The sequence below is a fragment of the Flavobacterium granuli genome (assembly GCF_031456055.1).
Classification (GTDB): Bacteria; Bacteroidota; Bacteroidia; order Flavobacteriales; family Flavobacteriaceae; genus Flavobacterium; species Flavobacterium granuli_A.
The window spans coordinates 385797-405249 of record NZ_JAVDTX010000002.1 but is presented as its reverse complement, the minus strand read 5'-3'; the positions used below and the strand labels follow the sequence as shown (position 1 = coordinate 405249).

The 19453-nt window shown below is 34.6% G+C and carries 30 protein-coding genes; 5 read left to right on the top strand and 25 right to left on the bottom strand.

What is annotated here, in order from left to right; genetic code table 11:
- Positions 1–14: 14 nt before the first annotated feature.
- The 11 genes from J2W95_RS06065 to J2W95_RS06015 all read right to left on the bottom strand — a co-directional run bounded on the left by J2W95_RS06065 (position 15) and on the right by J2W95_RS06015 (position 6562).
- A complete protein-coding gene (locus J2W95_RS06065; protein ID WP_310004993.1) occupies positions 15–419 on the bottom strand; it encodes a hypothetical protein in 405 nt (134 codons plus the stop codon).
- Complete coding sequence (locus J2W95_RS06060; protein ID WP_310004991.1) at positions 412–705, bottom strand: hypothetical protein; 294 nt, start codon at positions 703–705, stop codon at positions 412–414. The genes J2W95_RS06065 and J2W95_RS06060 overlap by 8 nt, the downstream gene beginning before the upstream one ends.
- Before the next feature lie 243 nt (positions 706–948).
- Entirely contained in the window at positions 949–1161 is a 213-nt protein-coding gene (locus J2W95_RS06055) for a hypothetical protein (RefSeq protein WP_310004989.1), read from the bottom strand.
- Positions 1162–1177: 16 nt separating this feature from the next.
- Complete coding sequence (locus tag J2W95_RS06050; RefSeq protein WP_310004988.1) at positions 1178–1606, bottom strand: HIRAN domain-containing protein; 429 nt, start codon at positions 1604–1606, stop codon at positions 1178–1180.
- Positions 1607–1788: 182 nt separating this feature from the next.
- A complete protein-coding gene (locus J2W95_RS06045) occupies positions 1789–2097 on the bottom strand; it encodes a hypothetical protein (RefSeq protein WP_310004986.1) in 309 nt (102 codons plus the stop codon).
- Positions 2098–2172: 75 nt separating this feature from the next.
- On the bottom strand, positions 2173–2451 hold the full coding sequence (locus J2W95_RS06040) for a hypothetical protein (RefSeq protein ID WP_310004983.1): 279 nt from the start codon (positions 2449–2451) through the stop codon (positions 2173–2175).
- Between the two features lie 28 nt (positions 2452–2479).
- Positions 2480–2959: a hypothetical protein gene (locus J2W95_RS06035; protein WP_310004981.1), complete on the bottom strand. Its 480-nt coding sequence runs from the start codon at positions 2957–2959 to the stop codon at positions 2480–2482.
- Entirely contained in the window at positions 2943–3854 is a 912-nt protein-coding gene (locus J2W95_RS06030) for a hypothetical protein (RefSeq protein WP_310004979.1), read from the bottom strand. Before J2W95_RS06030 ends, J2W95_RS06035 begins: the two co-directional genes overlap by 17 nt.
- Positions 3855–4166: a hypothetical protein gene (locus J2W95_RS06025; protein WP_310004977.1), complete on the bottom strand. Its 312-nt coding sequence runs from the start codon at positions 4164–4166 to the stop codon at positions 3855–3857. It abuts the gene before it with no gap.
- A 25-nt stretch (positions 4167–4191) separates the two neighbouring features.
- Positions 4192–5187: a DUF6712 family protein gene (locus tag J2W95_RS06020; RefSeq protein ID WP_310004975.1), complete on the bottom strand. Its 996-nt coding sequence runs from the start codon at positions 5185–5187 to the stop codon at positions 4192–4194.
- Position 5188: 1 nt separating this feature from the next.
- The gene (locus J2W95_RS06015) at positions 5189–6562 is read right to left on the bottom strand and encodes a hypothetical protein (protein WP_310004972.1); all 1374 of its coding nucleotides are present in this window, start codon (positions 6560–6562) and stop codon (positions 5189–5191) included.
- Between the two features lie 718 nt (positions 6563–7280).
- Between J2W95_RS06015 and J2W95_RS06010 the strand changes: the two genes are divergently transcribed.
- From J2W95_RS06010 to J2W95_RS05990, 5 genes are all read left to right on the top strand, one after another.
- Positions 7281–7688: a hypothetical protein gene (locus tag J2W95_RS06010; protein ID WP_310004971.1), complete on the top strand. Its 408-nt coding sequence runs from the start codon at positions 7281–7283 to the stop codon at positions 7686–7688.
- Between the two features lie 69 nt (positions 7689–7757).
- Positions 7758–7985, top strand: a complete 228-nt coding sequence (locus J2W95_RS06005; protein WP_310004969.1) for a hypothetical protein — start codon at positions 7758–7760, stop codon at positions 7983–7985.
- Positions 7969–8157, top strand: a complete 189-nt coding sequence (locus J2W95_RS06000) for a SymE family type I addiction module toxin (protein WP_310004967.1) — start codon at positions 7969–7971, stop codon at positions 8155–8157. Before J2W95_RS06005 ends, J2W95_RS06000 begins: the two co-directional genes overlap by 17 nt.
- A 3-nt stretch (positions 8158–8160) precedes the next feature.
- Positions 8161–8523, top strand: a complete 363-nt coding sequence (locus J2W95_RS05995) for an ArdC-like ssDNA-binding domain-containing protein (RefSeq protein WP_310004965.1) — start codon at positions 8161–8163, stop codon at positions 8521–8523.
- Positions 8510–9163, top strand: a complete 654-nt coding sequence (locus tag J2W95_RS05990; protein WP_310004963.1) for an N-6 DNA methylase — start codon at positions 8510–8512, stop codon at positions 9161–9163. Before J2W95_RS05995 ends, J2W95_RS05990 begins: the two co-directional genes overlap by 14 nt.
- Positions 9164–9228: 65 nt before the next feature.
- On the opposite strand, the gene J2W95_RS05985 is transcribed toward J2W95_RS05990, so the two are convergent.
- The 14 genes from J2W95_RS05985 to J2W95_RS05920 form a co-directional block, all read right to left on the bottom strand.
- Complete coding sequence (locus J2W95_RS05985) at positions 9229–9576, bottom strand: hypothetical protein (protein ID WP_310004961.1); 348 nt, start codon at positions 9574–9576, stop codon at positions 9229–9231.
- Positions 9577–9617: 41 nt separating this feature from the next.
- Entirely contained in the window at positions 9618–9854 is a 237-nt protein-coding gene (locus J2W95_RS05980) for a hypothetical protein (RefSeq protein WP_310004958.1), read from the bottom strand.
- A 12-nt stretch (positions 9855–9866) separates the two neighbouring features.
- Positions 9867–10136: a hypothetical protein gene (locus J2W95_RS05975; RefSeq protein WP_310004956.1), complete on the bottom strand. Its 270-nt coding sequence runs from the start codon at positions 10134–10136 to the stop codon at positions 9867–9869.
- A gap of 34 nt (positions 10137–10170) precedes the next feature.
- The gene (locus J2W95_RS05970) at positions 10171–10524 is read right to left on the bottom strand and encodes a hypothetical protein (protein WP_310004954.1); all 354 of its coding nucleotides are present in this window, start codon (positions 10522–10524) and stop codon (positions 10171–10173) included.
- 10 nt (positions 10525–10534) lie between these two features.
- Positions 10535–10822, bottom strand: coding sequence for a hypothetical protein (locus J2W95_RS05965; RefSeq protein ID WP_310004952.1), 288 nt, complete (start codon positions 10820–10822; stop codon positions 10535–10537).
- A 34-nt stretch (positions 10823–10856) separates the two neighbouring features.
- The gene (locus J2W95_RS05960; protein WP_310004950.1) at positions 10857–12563 is read right to left on the bottom strand and encodes a hypothetical protein; all 1707 of its coding nucleotides are present in this window, start codon (positions 12561–12563) and stop codon (positions 10857–10859) included.
- Positions 12535–13161 (bottom strand): hypothetical protein, encoded by a 627-nt coding sequence (locus J2W95_RS05955; RefSeq protein ID WP_310004949.1) that lies wholly within the window; start codon positions 13159–13161, stop codon positions 12535–12537. The genes J2W95_RS05960 and J2W95_RS05955 overlap by 29 nt, the downstream gene beginning before the upstream one ends.
- Positions 13151–13480, bottom strand: a complete 330-nt coding sequence (locus J2W95_RS05950; RefSeq protein WP_310004947.1) for a hypothetical protein — start codon at positions 13478–13480, stop codon at positions 13151–13153. Before J2W95_RS05950 ends, J2W95_RS05955 begins: the two co-directional genes overlap by 11 nt.
- A gap of 177 nt (positions 13481–13657) precedes the next feature.
- A complete protein-coding gene (locus J2W95_RS05945; protein WP_310004945.1) occupies positions 13658–13819 on the bottom strand; it encodes a hypothetical protein in 162 nt (53 codons plus the stop codon).
- A gap of 10 nt (positions 13820–13829) precedes the next feature.
- Positions 13830–14093 (bottom strand): hypothetical protein, encoded by a 264-nt coding sequence (locus J2W95_RS05940; RefSeq protein WP_310004942.1) that lies wholly within the window; start codon positions 14091–14093, stop codon positions 13830–13832.
- Position 14094: 1 nt separating this feature from the next.
- A complete protein-coding gene (locus J2W95_RS05935; RefSeq protein ID WP_310004940.1) occupies positions 14095–14688 on the bottom strand; it encodes a hypothetical protein in 594 nt (197 codons plus the stop codon).
- On the bottom strand, positions 14688–16313 hold the full coding sequence (locus J2W95_RS05930; protein WP_310004938.1) for a hypothetical protein: 1626 nt from the start codon (positions 16311–16313) through the stop codon (positions 14688–14690). The genes J2W95_RS05935 and J2W95_RS05930 overlap by 1 nt, the downstream gene beginning before the upstream one ends.
- 119 nt (positions 16314–16432) lie before the next feature.
- Complete coding sequence (locus J2W95_RS05925; protein ID WP_310004936.1) at positions 16433–17254, bottom strand: hypothetical protein; 822 nt, start codon at positions 17252–17254, stop codon at positions 16433–16435.
- Positions 17255–17265: 11 nt separating this feature from the next.
- A complete protein-coding gene (locus tag J2W95_RS05920; protein ID WP_310004934.1) occupies positions 17266–19434 on the bottom strand; it encodes a hypothetical protein in 2169 nt (722 codons plus the stop codon).
- Between the last annotated feature and the right edge of the window lie 19 nt (positions 19435–19453).

Below are 19453 nucleotides of genomic sequence, written 5' to 3'. Positions count from 1 at the left end.
TATTGATTTTGGAATTATTCTATTTTTTCAAAAATTGAAATTTCGGATGGTTTTGCTGTAATAACATGATCATCATCAATTAGAATTAATGTTTTGTTTTCTAGCTTCCACAAAGAACCGGCATCAATTATTAAATTGTTTTCGGCTTTGAAATCCTTTGTATTTCGATACAATTCTTCGCACTGGGTGTGCTCTATTAAAGTTTCGAGATCTGTATTTCCTTTTAAGAAGTGGACGAAAGCCTGTCTATCGGCATAGAGTGTTTTTCCTGTTGAATCAAATTGAATCTTTAGCGGTTCATAATCACTAAAAGCAGGGGATATCCAAATAAGGTTCATTGCATCCTCGAACGATTTGTTCTTGATGTGTACTCTAATGCCTTTGCCGTAGAATACTTTTATGTTGACTTGGCTAGGCATTTTTACAACATTTTTGTAGTTGACGAAATTCTTTAACTCCTTTTTCTATCACTTCATCAGTGAAAGGCAGTAGTTTGTCTGTCAAAGTCTTTAGGTCTCTAATGGCACGCATAACCTCAATTCTGAGAGTTACATCGTCCATGTTTTCAGTTTCCAATTCGAGGTCAAAAATAAACTGGAATGTGGCTGGCATTTTTTTGATATCTTCGAGAGATACCTCCATTAGGAATTCGGCCATTGCTGGCATTACATCAGTGTGTGATGTTTTTACATTTTCGTTTTGCATGTCTGAAAATATTATACACGAAACCCTCGTCTTCGGTTGTGCAAAACCATTCCAAGGAATGAGATCAGGGCTGTCACCAGACACCTACAACGTGAACGAGGGTTCGCTTATGTTAACTTAAAAAAGTTTTTTAGGATTGCTCCTTGAAATAATGGTTTTGCAGAGCAAACGTACAAATATAAAATGAATGTGCAAAAAAAAAGATGTGCAATTGCACATCTTTGAAATTAAGCTTAGAAAATCCTATTTTTTTAGATTTAAAACAAACAACGTTAAAGCACCACCAATTAAGGTGAAGTAAAACCAAAATTGAAGATTTAGTTTTATTCTTGTATTGCTTTTTTCGATTTGTGTTAATAGCCGGGTTTGTTTTTCTTGAAGTTCACGATCTGTTAGTTTTTCAATTCCTTCATAAAAATTTTTGGATTCTTGGTCGCCGTAATAAATTGGGTTCATAATTGGTTTTTAATGGTTAATTTTTATATCTAATTTTTACAATAACACTTATATATCCTGATATATTCAATGTTTCGATATACGATATGTTTTCTTTTTTTATAATTTGATGAACTTCATAGGTTTCCTCTGCTGGTACATATCCAATATCCCAACCTGAATTCACAACTTTTATTGCATCCGAATCGAAACTATTATCTGGTTCAGGTACTAATGTAATTAAATCAAATTCTTTGCAAATATTAAAAATAGGATAGCTATAATCTGAAAGATGAACTCCTTTTACTGAAAATGTATATTCATTAGGAAACTCTTTAAGATTTATTTCAATCTCTTTTCTCTTAACATTATTATTTACCTTTTCTGTAGATGGAGGTTTAGTTGTAGCACCTATTATCATGAAAATAACAAACGCAATAATTAATATAATTAAAAAGGTTCCCATAGTTTTTTTGGATTTAGTTAAGTTGTAAATATAAGAAAATCCCTCTTGTGGGAGGGATTTTATTTACTGACTACTCCGTGTAGCTATTTGTACCTAATTAATAGGTGTAAGGAGTCGAACCTTAACTTAACTACCAAGTTTCAATAACCAAGCAGAATCGAACTGCATTAGCCTTAAATATTTTATTCTTCCAAATTCCTTAGTTCATCCTTGATAGCATTGGTAAAACCAAAATGCAACTCCTTAATAATATTGTTATAATGACCCCAAATAATACGGTTGTGTATTGGGTGGGATTTTTTGCGGTTCTTGCCTTTCTTCGAAGTTCGCATCTTCATATCTACAAATCGATGCTTTTTGAGGTGGGTGTAATCTAAACCATTTTCCGTTACCGTAAATCCCCGCCCAGAATACCATTCATTGGTTTCAAAACCACGGCTAGACATATAACTTCGTTGTGCTTGGTCAATGTCCTTACTAGAATCCTGCATCACTCTGCGAATGAAGCGACCTTGGAGGATTTGGTCCGATATGTTTTCGCGTGATTCTATTAGTGACATTTTCTTTTATTTGTTTGGGTCGAAGTGTAGTGTATGAGTATAACCTGATGGTTCATCAAAAGTGCTTGAAAAAATTTTATTAGGCATAGATTTTATAACACAATTAAATACACTTATTTTATTCAATTGATATAATACACCAAGCATATCGCCAACGGAGGGTTTAGCACCACGGCCTTTTCGCCAATTGTATATTTTGTCTTCGGAAATACCAATTAGATTTTTATAAATTGCTTTCTCTTCAATTACTGAATGAAATAATACTTCGATTTCTTCTGTTGTCATGGCTTTTGTTTTCCGTAAATATACGGAATTATTGCGGTGTATCAAAATTTAATTCGACTTTCCAACCGTTACATTGGTTCATTTCCCAAATAGGAGATACCCTGATAGATTCTTCATCGAGCCACGATAAGAAGTTACAAAAAACGCCATTACGATTGGATTTATCTTCTATAAGTTTATCTATAAATGCCTTTGCTTTTACTTGAGTTTCTACAAAAATATTTATAAATCCGTCATGATCATGCTCGGAATAATCCGTTTTGTCGAGAATAAAGAACTGCAGAATGTTTTCCCACTTAGTACTGTCTTCTTGTCCTTTCATTTGAAAATCAGGCATTACAGCAATAAGAAAGGTATTCTCTTCCTCAACTCGTTCTTTTAGCAGCTTAGACAATCCACTGTTATCAATTATCATATTATAGTAATTGAACATTTTTTTGCCGTCTGCATCCAATAACTGAGCGCATACTTCTGCTTGATATTCTCGCAATCTATTTAGTGCTAGCATTGTTTTCGTGTTTTTGTCGTTCTAAATCGGTTCTGCGGAGATCATACATTCTTATCATTATATCCCAAAAATTAGTATTTCGGACTTGATCAATATTTCCAAAAGTGCCACTTTCAGCAATACTAAAAGCTATGCTGTCCATTCCAATACCTGGTATATCTTCTGATGGCGTTTCGTTGCTATCGGATCCATTGTTTTCGAATAAAATTGCTAAATCAATTTCTTTTCCTCCCCACATTATTTTGGCATCGATAAGATACTTTTGAAAACTCGCAAAAAGAAGATAAAATCCGTAAACAAAGCCAATTGGTGCATGTTTTAGTTCTTTTGCATTGACCTCCAATAATTTTGAATTATATGGTACCCGAATATCGCCATTGTAGGAACTTAAATATTTCTTGATGAAATGAAAAGCCTTTTTTTCTCTATAAAATACAGCTGTCAAAAGTTTTAGTAATTCCATATCTCCAGTGGCGTGGAAATCCAAAAACAAACGCAAAGCATCAGTATATTCGCCAAATGTCATGTTCATGAAACTATCGCTTGGTCCGTAAAGTGTTTTGAATATTGGTTTGAAACTTGGTATCGGGTTATTAATGTAATCCTGCTTGATTATTTTTTTTCCCTCTTTGTCGGTATCAAAGAAATCATCGATTAGTTCGGATAATTGATAAATATTTGCAAACTTTTCTTCGTCATCATCATCTTTTTTGGATGGTACCATTTTCATTAACTTGTAGACAGCATGAGTTCGAAACTCATCATAGTTTATTTGTTCGTTCTGAAAATAGAATATCAATTCGCATATATCCATATACTGCTGTTGGTCACACTCTGATAAATCACTTGGAATGTAACGCTTTACATTAGCTTCGGGGATTTCGATGATACGCATTTATGCTGAAAGCTTTAAATTATGATATATTTTCACATCAAGATGCTTCATTTCTTCTCCATATTTAAGGAGTATTTCTTCTCTTATTTCGGCGTTGCTTTTAATCCATGGGGGGATAAACTCCGAAGAAGTGTTAATGGCAATATATTCTTTGACCATTTTTAGAATATTCCCTTTTAGAATAATTCTATCTACTTCACGGTCTTCAAGTGTTTTATACAGTTTTTTGTTGATTTTTCCGAATTTCCTGATCGTTCGAAAATTCCTTAGGTAATTAAAGAAATTGGCAATTAATTTAAATAGTGATTTCATTAGTTAAGGTTTTGGATGGATTTATTTATAAAGCAGAAAAGTATTTTTCTCCGTAAGTCTGTTCCGGAATAACCGAGGTACATTCATCAACAGTTGGTGCCGGTTCTAGAAACTTTTCAATTTCAATTTTTACTCTGTCAAAATCAGAACGCCATGCTTGTTCCGCTTCTTGAGTTTCATTTTTTAGCGTTGGTTTTGCTCCTCGTGTGGTGGCTCTGTCACTGGTAACATGCTGTAATACACCTTCGGGATACAATTGAACCGATAAGCGTGGCATAGCCCAAGCAAATGAATACGCAACCGATGCTTTTCGAATTAGTCGAATCAACTCTAAATCATTTTCATCGGTTATTGGCGTATTCGCTCTTAGCACCTGTTTCAATGCGTTAAATTTTTCAGTACCAACAGTGGGTCTGATTTCATATTGCTCGCAATCCGAAATGCCAGGGGCTAACTTTATTAATAACAATCTTGATTGTATTGGGAATACTTTATCAAAATCGGATACGGTTCTTATGAATAGATTGTGCGTTGCTTTGAAAGCTTCGCTATTTGTCCAAATTGAGTATAATGTTGTGGTTAATTCATGTTCAACTTTAGAACGATCAAGAAATTTGATTAAATCATCCAATGCTCGGTAATAGCGTTTTTCCATTGCTGCATTATCACGGTCAAGCATCCATTCCCAAGGCAGTTTTTCACCATCATCCTGACGTTGTTTTCTTCCGTTATTCGTGTGAGAAACATCGTTTGTAGGTGCAAATAATCGATAGGCATTTACAGCAATTGGATAACGTACTGCATAAATGAAGTCTTTGTCTTCATCCGCAATTGTGCCATCATTAAAGGCTTCAACTGCTTTTTTATAAACTTCTTCGCCTATCAAATCAATCACATCGTTGGTGGCAGTGATTAAATCCGGAATCAGGTTTTTAAACTTCAAATCGGCATCGATGAAACCCATTAACTCTTTGAGTTCGGTATTGCCAGTTGTTCCTGTAGTGGTAAATAGTAATTTCATCTTACTTATTGATTATGCGTTCGCTTGGTGTTACTGCTTCTTCTTTTTCTGGCTTTTCATGAAGGAAACCTAGCTTTAATCCTTTTTTGGGAAAATTGACTTTTAAAGCATAGTTAACGGCTTTCATGATTATAAATTCGGGGATATCAATACCGGTTTGAAGAAAGGTTTTAAGTGCGTAGATTTGCTCAGAACCTGAATCACTCTTTCCGCTTTCGGAAACATTGCCTAAAGCTGAATGTAGATTCAATCCCGCTGCTAATGCATGATTAGCATGATCTGAAATTAATATGTGAGCAGACACAAAGTCTTTAATGTTTTGATCTATAACTTTAATTTCCCAACCGTGCTCAAGTAGGTTTGCTCCCTCAACTGTAAAGCTTTTGGTAGTATGCAGATACTTACCAGTATTTTCATCCCCAGAAAGAACAACCGATATTTTTTCAAGGAATAATCTTTGATATTCCATTAACATTTTCGGACTGTAAGGAGTCGTTGCTTTCACACAATTCGCCTCTATTTCCTTTTGTTTTTTATCCCAAAATGCTTGAGGAGAAATGAAATGATATTTTAGATTCATTGAGTTATTACGCAGTGCTTTGAATATTAAAGGCACTGCAGTAGAACCTTTCAACCATTCAAGCGAACCATATAAATCAGGCACTGTATAATATTCCGTACAAAAGCTGTACATATTGGAATATATAATAGAATTTGGATTAGCAAAAGGGTTTTGGAAATCGAATAGGGGATATACCTTAAATTCAGTAGACGCTTGAACATTCTTGAATGACCACTCTGATGTTATCGCATGAGTAGCCTTTCTGCTTTTATTATTCTTTTCAGTGGCCAATCGCGTTCTATCACAATATTGATGAACAATCTTAGCGATGAAAGGAGTTCCTATACGTGAACCTTTGTTTAATTCAAACTTAGAAAACACACCCTCTATATGTTGATAGTCAGTACAGGCTTTTAGTAAATAGTCCTGATACTCCCATGACTCTAACCATTCTTCAACGTCTGAATCTTCTTGAAGTATTCTGATGCGTTTATTACCATCCTTTGTCTTAACTAACTTCTCTTTGTATAATACAGGACCGCTACCCCAAATTAATTGAGTCTTCTTCTTTAAGATACCTGGTGCAATGTTGTTAGACTGTACAGTTTCTTTTATGATATCTGGAAGATCATCATTAGCACCAAAAGGATGAACTAAGTAATCACCAATATAACTGCATTGATTATTCCAATCAAGGCTGTTAGTCTCTGACTTGGATTTATAGAAGTCTCTCGGTGTATCTCTCACTTGGTAAGTGAATGCTACATCAGGTGTGTCTATAATGGCATCTCTACCAATGTACTCTATATTCATAACTATGGTTTTATCGTGTATCCGTTGAATTTCATTAACAATGGGAGATAGAACCATCGGCTCTTGTCATTACTGTTAACATAACCTATCAAGATATCAGCCTTATCGCTCTGGTCATCACGGTAGCCTTTCCTTAGCTGAGCCTTTGTGACATCTTTAAAGCCATCACTCGTGCGGGTAGTTGCATTGTATGACAAGAAAGTGAATGTGAATGGAACGCCTAACTCGGTTAGTCTACGCATTCTTTTCAATGCATCGTACAGCTTGATGGTTTGAGACATGTAATTACCTATTCTTAATGTTATACAATAGTACTATTACCATAGCACTAATGGTGTGACATGAACAATAGCAAGGGGTTAGGTATCCTACGGAGCGTAAACGGTGGGCGGGCGGTCGGCCGCCTCGATCATATCTCTTTCAAAAAGGGACTGAGGTAACGAGGAACCGAGTTTTGAGCGGGACGGTATTTCGAAAAACAAAAACAGCTTTTAACCCCTTTTTATTTGGGTTAATTCGCTTGTTTTCAATTTCTTATGGTTTTTATATTTTTTGTAACTGCCTAATATTGAATATTAAAAGAGGTAATTCTAGCTATTTAGAATGATTCTTTATTTTGAATTTAAAGTCAAAAAATCTCATTATTACCTTTAAATATTTCCGTATAAGTACGGAATTTTGTATCTTTAAGTATTGAAAATCACTAAATTATATCATTATGAACACAGTAAAACAAGAAGTAAAAAAAGTAGAAGTTGCAAAAGCATTACCTACACTAAACAAAGTAGAAACTACCGCAGTAGACAAAAATCCTGCTACTATGGCAATGATTGCAAAATTCATTGACAAAACACCCCCAACGGCAGAGGAACGCATCCAGAGAATAACCCATTTTGATGCAACCTCTAAAAGGTATAAACACCTAAAAGAAAAAGCCAACGATTTAAAAATGTTCGATGCAGGAAACGACAAAATAAATGCAAAAATCATTTTGAAAAATCAGGCAGGTTTTGAGTTTGAAGTAAGCAACTCTAGCGTAATAAAAAAAGTTAGGGATACAATGGAAGAAGAATTAAATATTCTACTCGCAGAAGCAGAAAACGAGGTTTTAAACTTTGAAATCTAGTAATAAAACAAAACTCCTGTACTGGTCGAAGAGTACAGGAGTTTAAAAATCACTTAAATTATATAAGCCATGACGCGAACACAATCTAATAGCCACAAAAATACAGCTTTTAAACTGTCCGAGCAAGTAAAAGCAACACTACACGCCAAAGGATATTCTTTTCTTTTTAATTATCAAGATTACGAATACTACAAAAAACAGGCAAAAAGAGCATTTAACAAAGCCCAAGCCATTGCAGAATTATTTATCCAGGATAACCAACCAACAAAAAGCGATTATCATGGATACATCTTTTAATATCCGAAAATTGACCGTTTCCTCTCGATTTGTGCGAGCACTTTTTAAGAAATCAACCCACAAGCCAAAATTAACAATTTCGGGCGATTGGATGCAAAAAGCAGGTTTTGAAATAGGGGAGAAAGTAACCGTTTCAGTATCTCAAAATTTATTGATAATACAAAAAATATAAGCCATGACAGAAAAGCAAGAAGAACACCAAGCCAAAAAAAGAGCATTAATAGCACTTTCCAAATTAGCCAAAGCAATACAGGAAAACGAAGAAGAGGAAGAAAGAAATATTAACAGCATTCTAATTGAAGACTTCTATACAGACCCCGAAAACCAAGAATTTAACACCTTTCACGAATGGATTAAAAAAGGTAAACGAGTAAAAAAAGGAGAAAAAGCCTTTCTAGTTTGGGGAAGAAAACGGAAAAGCAACCAAGACCAGCCAACCGCAGAACCAAAGACCGAAGAAGAAAAGAAATTTTCATTTTATCCGCTTTGTTATCTGTTTTCTAATGCTCAAGTTCAAGACCCAAATGTTAAAGAATAGAGACGTACCAAAGGAGTTAAAAAATTTTAACTCCTTATTTTTTGGATTCGAGTATAAATATAACTTAAACGAAGTTTTTGACGATTTGCTAACTGTGATTATTTGCGCAATGGGAAGAGGAACGCAGGAGGAACTTTATTTAAAAACTATCCAAAAATACAACAGGAAAGAACTTGACATTCTTTGCAATCTGTTTGCCGAACTTGTGAATATATACACCTTTCACACGGCTGAAAATGATTGGTGCGACCCTCTAGGTGAATATTACGAATGTTTGACAGGGAATTATAAAAAATCAAATTTCGGTCAGTATTTCACGCCAAAAAGCCTCTGTGATTTAATGGCAGGAATTACCATTGATAAATATAATTTTGGATTAAAAATAAATGAGCCTTGCTCTGGTAGTGGAAGAATGGTTTTAGCAGCTAATAAAGTAGCAAAAGGAAATTATTTTGTTTGTGAAGACCTTGACCCGATATGCTGTAAAATGACAGCTATTAATTTATGCTTTCACGAAATTAGGGGAGAGGTTCACTGTCACAACTCCTTAATGATGGACAAACCCCGCTTTTCATTAGCCACAAATTACGAATTTTGGAAAAACAAAACTCACTCTATTCTATTTTATAACAATGATTAAAACGGCTAATTTCAAGCCGTTTTTTTTATGCCAAAAAAAATCCGCCCAAGCGGGCGGAGGCAGTATTAAAGTTTTTCGTTTTGATTAAAAACTATTGTTTTTTTTCTATTCATACCAGACAATTCATTATAAACGTCTAGCCAATTTGCTCTTTCCACATATCCCTCTGGAATATAAGATATCGCATCAGTAAAATGATCTTTTCTGTCAACTTCCGCTAACGCTACAGATTCTCCCTTTTGATTCATGACAAGTTCAGGCAATCTATTTTGCTCAAAACCTAAAGGTATTCCCATAATATGTGGCATAACATTTAAAATGGCATTTTGTTCCTCAATGTATCCCAAAAGGGTTTTGGAAGGTGAATTGTCAATTCTTTCTATAAATGCCTTCATACCAAGTCTATTTTTCATATAAATTCACTTATGAGTTAATTTTTCTTTTTGATTAAAAACTATCGTTTTCCAATTTCTCCATAACTTCTCGCAGGATTGACTTTATTAAGCTGTTCTTTTGATAACAAAACGGACGCTTCATCTTTGGAATAACCATTACCATCATAAGCAGCAAAGCCAACCAGCTTTTTTAATGGAACTGAATTTATAATATTCTGTTCCGCTTTTAAAGAAATAGCAATTTGCCTATTACAAATGTCCTGCACATTTTCCGTTATCATTATTTTGTCGTTCATAAAAATTAATTTTTACATTTTCCAAACTGGAAACCTTGATTGATATTCACTTTTTATAGCTCTAAACTGATCCATAATTCTAGATTTAGTTTCATTATTTATGGAAAATCTATCGGAATCCATGATTTCTATTTTTAATTTTAAAATCGAATATAACTCCTTAATCTCACTATCCGTAATCCCTTCTATATTGATTTTTGTTTTAATCTCACCATATATAGAAATGTCCCCATTTGAATGAGTTATAATTGGTTCTATAATTTCAGTTATTTTAATTTCCATATAAATTCACTTATAAGTTAATTTTTCTTTTTGATTATAAACTATCGTTTTTTTTACAGTTTTCTAGTGTTTTAATAAAATTTATTAAATCATTATTTTCATATATAGCAAAAAGTGAATCTTCTTCATATAATCCATCTCTTTCAGATCTTTCAAAATCTAATTCTAAGGAATTGTCTTTTGCATTATCTAACTTATCAATAAACTCTTCTGATGAATTACTTTGAATATTTCCAATCAAATCAGTATAAAAATAATCTATAGGTTCTATTCCATTATAAATTGTATCTCCTTTAATTTTCAAACCATTAAATACTACTGGTTCATAATGAGAAAATAAAGTCCCGTTAGGTAAATTGTAAAAAATTATTTTGTCAACTATTTTCATAAAAAATCAATTAAACGTTAACACTTTCCTTAAACCCAACAAAATGTTTCCCTTCAGTAATTTCAATCAGCGCAGCCGAAAATAACAAAGGAGCATCCACTTGTTTATAAATGGGTAATTGTTCTTTGATTTTTTTCAAAGCTTCAAATTCTGTGATTTCATTAGCATTCATTACCATTTGAATTATTTTAACATAAGGAGTTATTACAGCCTCATATTTATCTCCCAAATCTGCTTTAACGCTTTTTTGAGCATCTTTTAAAACAGATAAATTTTTGAATGTACTTTTATTTGTCATGGCTTTTGTTTTGATTCTCAAATATACAAAATAATTATCCCCCTACACTTGGATCCATTCCGGAATACTGTGAATGTGTATTCACTTGCTCCACAAAATCCATTCGATAAATCCAATACTTAAACGCATCAGAATAATTTGTCGAATACATAGGACGTAAATACAGTGGCAAACTTTCCGATGATTTATCTTTATGCAATGTTCTGGTACCTTTAGCGTCAGTTTTCATTTTGATTTTTGTGAGTTCTAAGGAACTTTTTAAGCATTTACACAGGAACTTGTCAATTTTAAGTTTTAATAGTCCTTGGGTAGTTTCTCCCATCAATTCTTTGGCAAAATTGAACTCTTCAACATGATAAATAGTTCCTTGACCTAATGACATTAAATTTACCGTCCATCCTGTAGAAATGCCGTTTTCATCAAATTCAATTGCTCTTTGTAATGCACTTGCCCAATCTCTTTTGGTTTTTGCATTAGCATTCCCAGAACGATCATAATACATGTCAAGTACTTTGACTTTATGATATTTATAAAAATCCCTGAACTGTTTACCAAGATGTTTTTCATTCTCCGGAGCCAATGTGTGGAATGCTTTAAGACCATATAAGTAGTTTCCTCTAGGTTGACCTGATATCATACTACACATATCGCCAAAATCCACACCCGCTTCCAGTTTAGCATTGTGGTCTATATACCTCAAAGCCAAACTGCTTTCCTCTATTTCTTCGCCAATTGCAAATTTGTCATAATAAGAAGTAATCACGCCATCATCATAAAAATGATGCTCGCCAAGATTACCGTAGAATTTTTCCCCTTTCTTCAAATTGATTTTAAGAGAAAGAATGGCGCTTTTAAATTCTTCAATTCCTAAAGCTTTCAAGCTGTCTGCAAAAAAACCGTCCGTAAGGATATCCACATTTACAAATGAGGAAACCACATAGAAGAAAGTTAGATCTTTCCTTGCACGAACCCAATGCATCGTCCACTTAACCAGCTGTTTTTTTAGATTCTCAACTTTTGCATAATCTTTTATTTGTACAGCTGCAAGAACTTCCAGTTTGATTTCATTCAAAACCAATCCCACCTGCAGAGCGTTTTTAACCTGGTCAAGATTCATGTTCTTTTCCATAGATAAAATCCATTCATCATCACCCAATAGGATATTAGGCATATCTGTTGTGAATGTATTCCCACGATAAAAAACCGAAGTTCCAAATTGTGCATATTCTCCACGCAATGCAGGAGTAAGCTTGTCTAATTTCGCTTTTTTAAGCAATCTGGCTTCATCACCATATCGATGCTGAAAGGAATCCCCCGCTAGTCCGCTTGGCTGATCTAAACTCCCAATCGTGAACAGATTCCCTAAATAAGTATAAATAGTGTGTTTGAACGATTCTACAGGCTTGTAGCATTTTTTAAAATGGGATGGTGGTTTTGAATCAGTAACATAATGCTTCCCCTCAATCCATCCTTTACGATTCCATCCCTCAATTAGGGTAGGAGTGATGTTTTTCAGTGCATTGACATAAGTATCCGAAACAAAAACCTGCTTACTATGTGGCATATCACGGCAAATGGTCTGTGATCGTTCCGCAATAATATCCGAAGTCTTAGCTGTAGCACGACCCGCAATAAGATATAAGTCCTTTGGCGCAATTAAATCTATTGCTTGTTTTACCCAAGAAGCATATTGGCCTGTTACTCTGTCATCTTCAAGATTTACGTGCGTCCTCCTGCTCATTTGGGAATATTTTTATTGGTAAAATTTGGGCTTCACGCTTAATTTGGATTTTCTCTTTCTCTGAAATATCCGGGTACAAATCGATTTGAGCCGATAGTTTATTACGGTCCACTTTTGGCATACCAAGCATTTCAGCATCACATGTATAAACAATAAATGGAGTTCTTAATAATTCTTCTGGTATTTCTTGAATTTCTTCTGTAAATACATCTCTCATATTGGCCGCTTTCTCGCACATATCTACAATCCTTTTAGAGTCTGCAGTATCTTTTTTAATTCTTCGGGAGAAGTTAATTTCCTGATCAATAATATTTGCATAAAAATTGCGCCACCCTTTTTTGGAAACTTCCTTGTCAGTATAGAAATACTCTAACGTTTCGTTATATAATTGGGAAGCTTTGTGTCTTGAAAATCCCTCGAATGCAATCAAATGTTTGAGAACAGCTTCTTTGCTTCCCCATTTATCAATGCGCAAAGTCATTCCATAAATTTTACCTAGCATTTCCACATAGGCGTGAATTGCTTCTGGAGCATCGTCGGGGTTTCCCGTCTCCAAAAAATCTTTTAGATCATCTAGTCCAACATTATTAATCAACATCTTCGTGTCCGTATAAAATTTGATCTCTAATTCTTTCTATCTCTGTGGCTTCACGCAAACCAATAAATATTTGCGTTGCAGTAATATTGCCTGATTCTGCCAATTCTTTTTGTTTATTACTAATATTGAAATCTGAAACTAATTTTCCTTTTTCATAAGCAACTCTCACCGTACTTTCCTTTTCATACCACAACCGCATAAACGCCTGTTTATCGACTTGGAGATAAAGCGCAATTTTCTCTGGAGAATAATTGCAACCCGCCAAATCCTCAATCGAGGTAATCTCTTCTTCGGTAAATTTTAGGTCTAGGAATTTCATAATTCTTAAATTAATGTTTTGCGTTGCATCTGCCACCTGGAGTATGTTTTTCTATCTCATTACAAATGCATTTTCTTTTTGGCGGAGGCGGAGGATTTGGATATCTTGGAACTCTAAAACTTCTCGATCTCGGTTTTAACATCATCGAGAACCACCCAAACAGCATGATTAAAAATATTATTCTATCCATTTTGATTTTATTAAAATGTAAATACCCAGTAGAAAATATCCAAATGCCAATGCAACAATTGGCTCAATAGGAAATTCAATTGGCAGATAATCCGATATAAAACCAAGAATTAATGATGCCACCAATAATGTGATTCCTATTTTTTTCATGCCTTTCTATTTAATTTATTCTTTCGTTGAACTGATCTACAATAATTATATACTTGTCTCTACTAACAAATTTCAATACAGAGTTAATACCTTTTTCAAATGATTCTTTAATTGTTATTATTTCTTCATCTTTGAATTTTTCATCAGTAAAGTGGAGATTATTGAAAACAAAATTTTCTGTTATTTTTCTTTCATATATTTTTCTATCTATATAATCAGTCAAAGCAATATCTAGTGGTCTTATTTCCAAATTATTCTTTTTCGAGTCAGACATCTCAATATTTTTTAAGTTTTGAATCCGTAAACAACTTCATTCTAAAATCATACAAACCCTTGCTATTGGCAAAAGTGTATTGCTCATATTGTGCGTTTTCGCTCCAGTTCCCCGAACCTTCAATCACAAAATGAGAATCATGCGTAGCCAGTAAACAAACTTTTGCATGTACCCAAGCATACAGTACGTTTACATTTGGCCTGCTTTTTGCCATTCCCATAAGGTTATCAATAACCAAAGGATTTCGCTTGATCATACTATCACTTACCAAAAGAGTGATTCGTTCAATCTGACCTTTGTCATGCATCTCAATCAATGCATCGATAACCTTTCTACTTATGCTGTAAGTTGAAGCGTGTAATTCCTTGATAGGGTAAATTTTAGCTACCAACGGAATAAATGTGAAAGCATTAAAAGCTGTATCGCTTTGCAAAAAGAAAAACTCTTCCGGAGTTGGTACCCGCATCAAATCATTTTCCAATGAAGAAACCTTTTGATAATGCGACACCAGGTATTTTGATGTAAAGACCTCCGTTTCCCTATCGCTTGGGAGTGCTTCAGGGGTAAGGAGGTCTTTATAATTAAACCAAGACATTACTTAGGGCTAATACCCAAAGTTTTGTTTACCAAAGCCAATTTCACTTCACGATCAGCAACACGAGTATTAATTTCTAATATTCGTTCCTCGTTTTTAGCCTTAACTGCTTTTGCCAATTGTTTTCTGTTATCAGAAAAATATTTAGCAGACGAACCTTTGAAATTGTGCAATTCATCCGGAGTCATGACTTCTACTTCTCTAGTCAATTGTAGTCTTCTGAAAATAGGATGAACCCCAAGAACTTTACCAGTAGTTTGGTACGCGTTCAACTCATCGTATATTTTTTGATTTTCATCAAAACACTTCACAGCTTCATTACCAAGAATTGCTAAGTCTTCATTAGAAATAACAGTTTTCCCTAATCCAGCATCAGCAATTTGTTCCTGCAGTTCTAGATAGCGATTCCAAGCCGTAATCTTATCAGCAATCAATATTTTGAATTCATCCGGACAATCAGCATTATTCAAGAATGGAAATTCCACACGAATAGATTGATTGTCGATTTTTGGAGATAATTTTAAAGTTTGATTTTCTTCTTTCAAAGCTTCGTTTTCAGCTTCCAGTTCTTCTTTTTCGTTCTCTAAATCTGCTTTTTCCTCTTCAAGATCTTGATTTTCCAAAGCTAAATTTTCATTTTGTTCAGTCAATTCTTTTACATAAGCATTATCCTGAATATCTGAGGTAACGACATTGATGTCCTTAACTTCTTTTTTTGCCATGATTTGGTTTACAAGTGTAATACTCAAATATTCCCAAGCCTTAGTCAAAACTTCAATTGCTTTTTCTCCTTCTTGATCAATTGCTAATTCTAAAAGGTCATGTACATCATTATGTTCTGCTTGTCTTTTAATAGCCCAAGCAAATAATTCCTCGTCAGTCTTTTCAAAAACTGGCTTCAATTCAAGGAATAAGTTTTCATCTGAATCCAAAGAAATCACATAATCAACACATAATTTTAATTTAGAATATACCTTTGAAATTCCAGCATTATCGGCTGTTTCAATATAGTTTTGCAAATCAACTGGTGAAAATTCCTTAGTAGCCACCCAATCTTTAAGTTCTTCTGCAGGCACTGCTAGAAAACTTGCAAAAAAAGCGGCTGTTTTTGAATCTAAAGAATTCCATTTTTCAGTTTCTTTTGTTTCTAATAGTTTTTTTACATTTTCATTTTCTGTGGTGTCAATATCCAAAGATTCCCATGCTATTGTCAAAATTTCAATAACTTCTTCATCTTTATCTGAAATAGCAAAACCGAGTAAATAATCTACATCTTGGAATTCGGCTTGTCTTTTAATTGCCCAGTCAATTAAGTCCTGAATTGAATCAATAGCCAAAAGCGATTTTTGTACTTCCATATATTTTTTATATCCATCGCTTAGCCCATCATCTGAAGCTTGCAAACTAATAACCGGAACTTTCTCTACATCTGTAATTCCGTGCATTTTCTGCAGATCATACAATAGATTTTCCAACACACGTTCCGAATATCCTCCCGCATTCAATGTGCGCTCTACAACTTCGCTTTTAGTTGGAGATTCACGATATAATTGAAAGGCTTCATTAAATTGTTCATGTTTTTCTTCAGGTAAGTTCTGGAAGAATGTAATTACTTTTGTTTTCATGGCTTTTTAGTTTTTGAATGATTGTAAAATTGGTAATTACCTGTCAAAATTGCTGTGACATGAAAAAAGCCACTGCAATTGCAGTGGCTTTTCATCCAAACTAACTAACCAAAAAATACTTATGTTCTAGACTTTTCAATTAAGAAAGTCAATGCTCCATTTACAAATACTTCCAAGTTTATTGTAGCACCCGCTAGACCTACCCATGTAGTTCCATCTTTCAAGATTGCTTTCTTATCAGTTACGCCAGTAGCTAATGTAGCTGGAGCAACACCGCCACCACCTATCAAGGTAATTGTATCACCATGATTCAAACTGATTTCAGAAAAAGCAATAGCAGCGGTAACCGCCAAACTTGGTAACTGATAGATACGTCCGTTTGTTGAATTCACCGGAACTGCAGTAGAAGAAACCACAGTAAATGGGTCAGTGAAACTTAATGATCCTGTGTAGTGTCCTGGTACATATCCTGATTTGGCCATTTGCTCAAAAACAAGCATATGTTTTCTGGAATCATTATCATCTACTAAAGATGGTTTCAATTGCACCGGAGCACACTTGGTACCAATTACTTTTCTGAAAGCATCAGAACAGCTACCATAAATGATAACAGCATTTACACCTGTCCAGTTTTGTACAAACTCAGCAAGTTCCAATTCGTTACCAGGAGATTCCCCTTCAAATTTTTGTTTGAAAGAAACGGCATCTTCATCACCATCACTTTCAAATCCCGCTTTGATTTTAGAAGGTGTCATATACACCTGAATCATCTTGGCATTTGGTTTCATTATGAAATCACCTGTATGGTTAACACCTTTGGAATCACGCAATGGCCATGTTGCGATATCATCAACTGCAACAATAGTTACATTTGGCTCTTTTGGAGCAGCCGCCCCTGGTGATTTACCTAGGGGTTTTAGCACATTTACTCTTTGATACATATCTATTACTTTTAAGCAGTTATACTTTTACCAGTTTCAACCCAAACGCCATTAACAAAAGTCAATTGCATGTAGTCATCAGTATCTCCCAATGTCGCATTAGCTATAACATTTATGTTTCCAACCACGTCAGCAAATGTTAAATCAACAGCAGCTGCATTAGTTCCATAAATTTTGATAGTCTTACCTTCAACACCATTCAAGATGCTTGTAATTGCTGTAGTAACCGCACCTGTAAATCTGAATACGTTACCTCCTTTAGAATCAATCACACCAGTAGTGAATGAAATATCAGTTGTTGCTGCAACATCAGGAATAATGGTTCTGCTCAACTCTTTGAATTTACCATCTTCTTGAGCAAACAATACAATAGTTCCTCCAAGTGCTAAATTAAAGTCAGAAGCCAAAAGTAAATTAGCATTATTTACTAAGTTTTTAGCAGCTGCTAAACCAGTATTCCCTTTGATTCTGATTACAGAACCTTTGGTAGCACCTTCAATAGAAGTGATGTTTGTTTTCCAAGCTGAATCTACTTCAATATTAGGGAAAGTGATTTTCAAAATTCCAGATTGATCATCAAATGCAGGCGCGAAAACTTCATTTCCAAATACCGGCATATTGTTAGACCATACTTTTTGAATTTCAAATGATCTAGGATCACCCGCTTCCAATTTAGTTCCTACTTGTTTCAAACGAATACCTAAACGATAATCAGCAAAGATGTCAGTATCTCTCTTATTGTGAGTAATAGTGAATTTCCCTTTTTCATTTACATTGTAATCCAAGATCTCCACGTTTGAAGATTTTGTGATTGCTATAAAATCCGTTTTAGTTTGATCAATTAACTCCTGAAAAATGAAGTTTGGATAATCAAGTGGCGAATTAGATTGATACTGAACTTTTGATTGCTCAATTGCAGAATTCACAACTAATGGTCGCAATTCTCCAGCACGTTTCAAATAAGCTTTTAACCATCTTGATGATAATTGAATTTCAAGACCTTGCTCTTTTCTTTCAATTTCAGGCATCAACTCAATCAAAGTGTTGATATGATCAACGATGTTTGCTTCAGTTGGCGCACCAATATCAAACGCACGGTATTTTTTCTCTACATCTCTGTAGTAGTACCATAAATATCGCAATCCGTTTTGAGAATTAACTGCTGCACCTGGTACATCATCACCGTCTGGAGACTCGGCATAGATACCATTGATTTGCGCAATTCTGTCGTCAAGCATTTGGCGTTTGATCAATTCACCCAATAAGAATCCAATGAATGACATTTTCCAAGGATTGGAACCATCCGCTTTGTTGTAGCTTCTAATCCAAGTAGTTTCCATTTCCTGCAATTCATATCCTTTGAATGAGATATCAATTTTCTTACGGTACACTTGACCTCTTTCAGAAGCAATTTTGAATTTGTTTTTAGGAGACCATCCTTTGGCTCTACCTTGAACAATTTCATCAGGCATGATAAATCCGTCAGAAACGCGGTCAAGTACACCAGTACGTCTGCTCCATTGTGATGGTAAGTCACGGAAATCATTAAACAATGAAGTCAATGTTCCGTTGTTTTCCTCCACAAAATGTTCTAAGTCACTTTGCAACAAAGGAATTACTCCAGATTGATTAAAGTCGGTTGCAGTTACGCCACCGTCTCTCATTCTAGCATTCCATGCTCTGCCACCTTCAAAGGCATCATAAGAATTATTAGAACCAAACAAGTGAGTTGCAGAATGTTTCATAATTGCTTTTCCTCCTGGTATTACTGCCAATGGTTTATCACCTTCTGACTCGTTAAGTAATTTGTTAATGGTACCAGCCATTTCCTTGTTTTTAGCAGCGATAGTTTTGACAATGGCAAGTACATTATCATTCCCTTCACCATCGTTTGCAGCATTCGCTAATTCTTCTGCAGTTAGACCTGATTCTAATACAAGTGCATCAAGTTCATCTTTGGCAGCTTTCAAAATTAAATTTTGATCTGCCATTGCTTTGATTTCGGAATTGATTCCGTTAATCGCTTTTTCAGCATCTTTTTCGCCAAGGGCATCGACAATCTTTTGTCGCTGCGCTTCATCCAAATTCAGCTGTTTATTTTCAGCATCAATAGGGAGTTCTTTGGAGCCAAACAGTGCATTTAACAATGCTACTGTTCCCGCCATGATTTTAAATTTCATAGGAGTTTTGTTTTAGGGT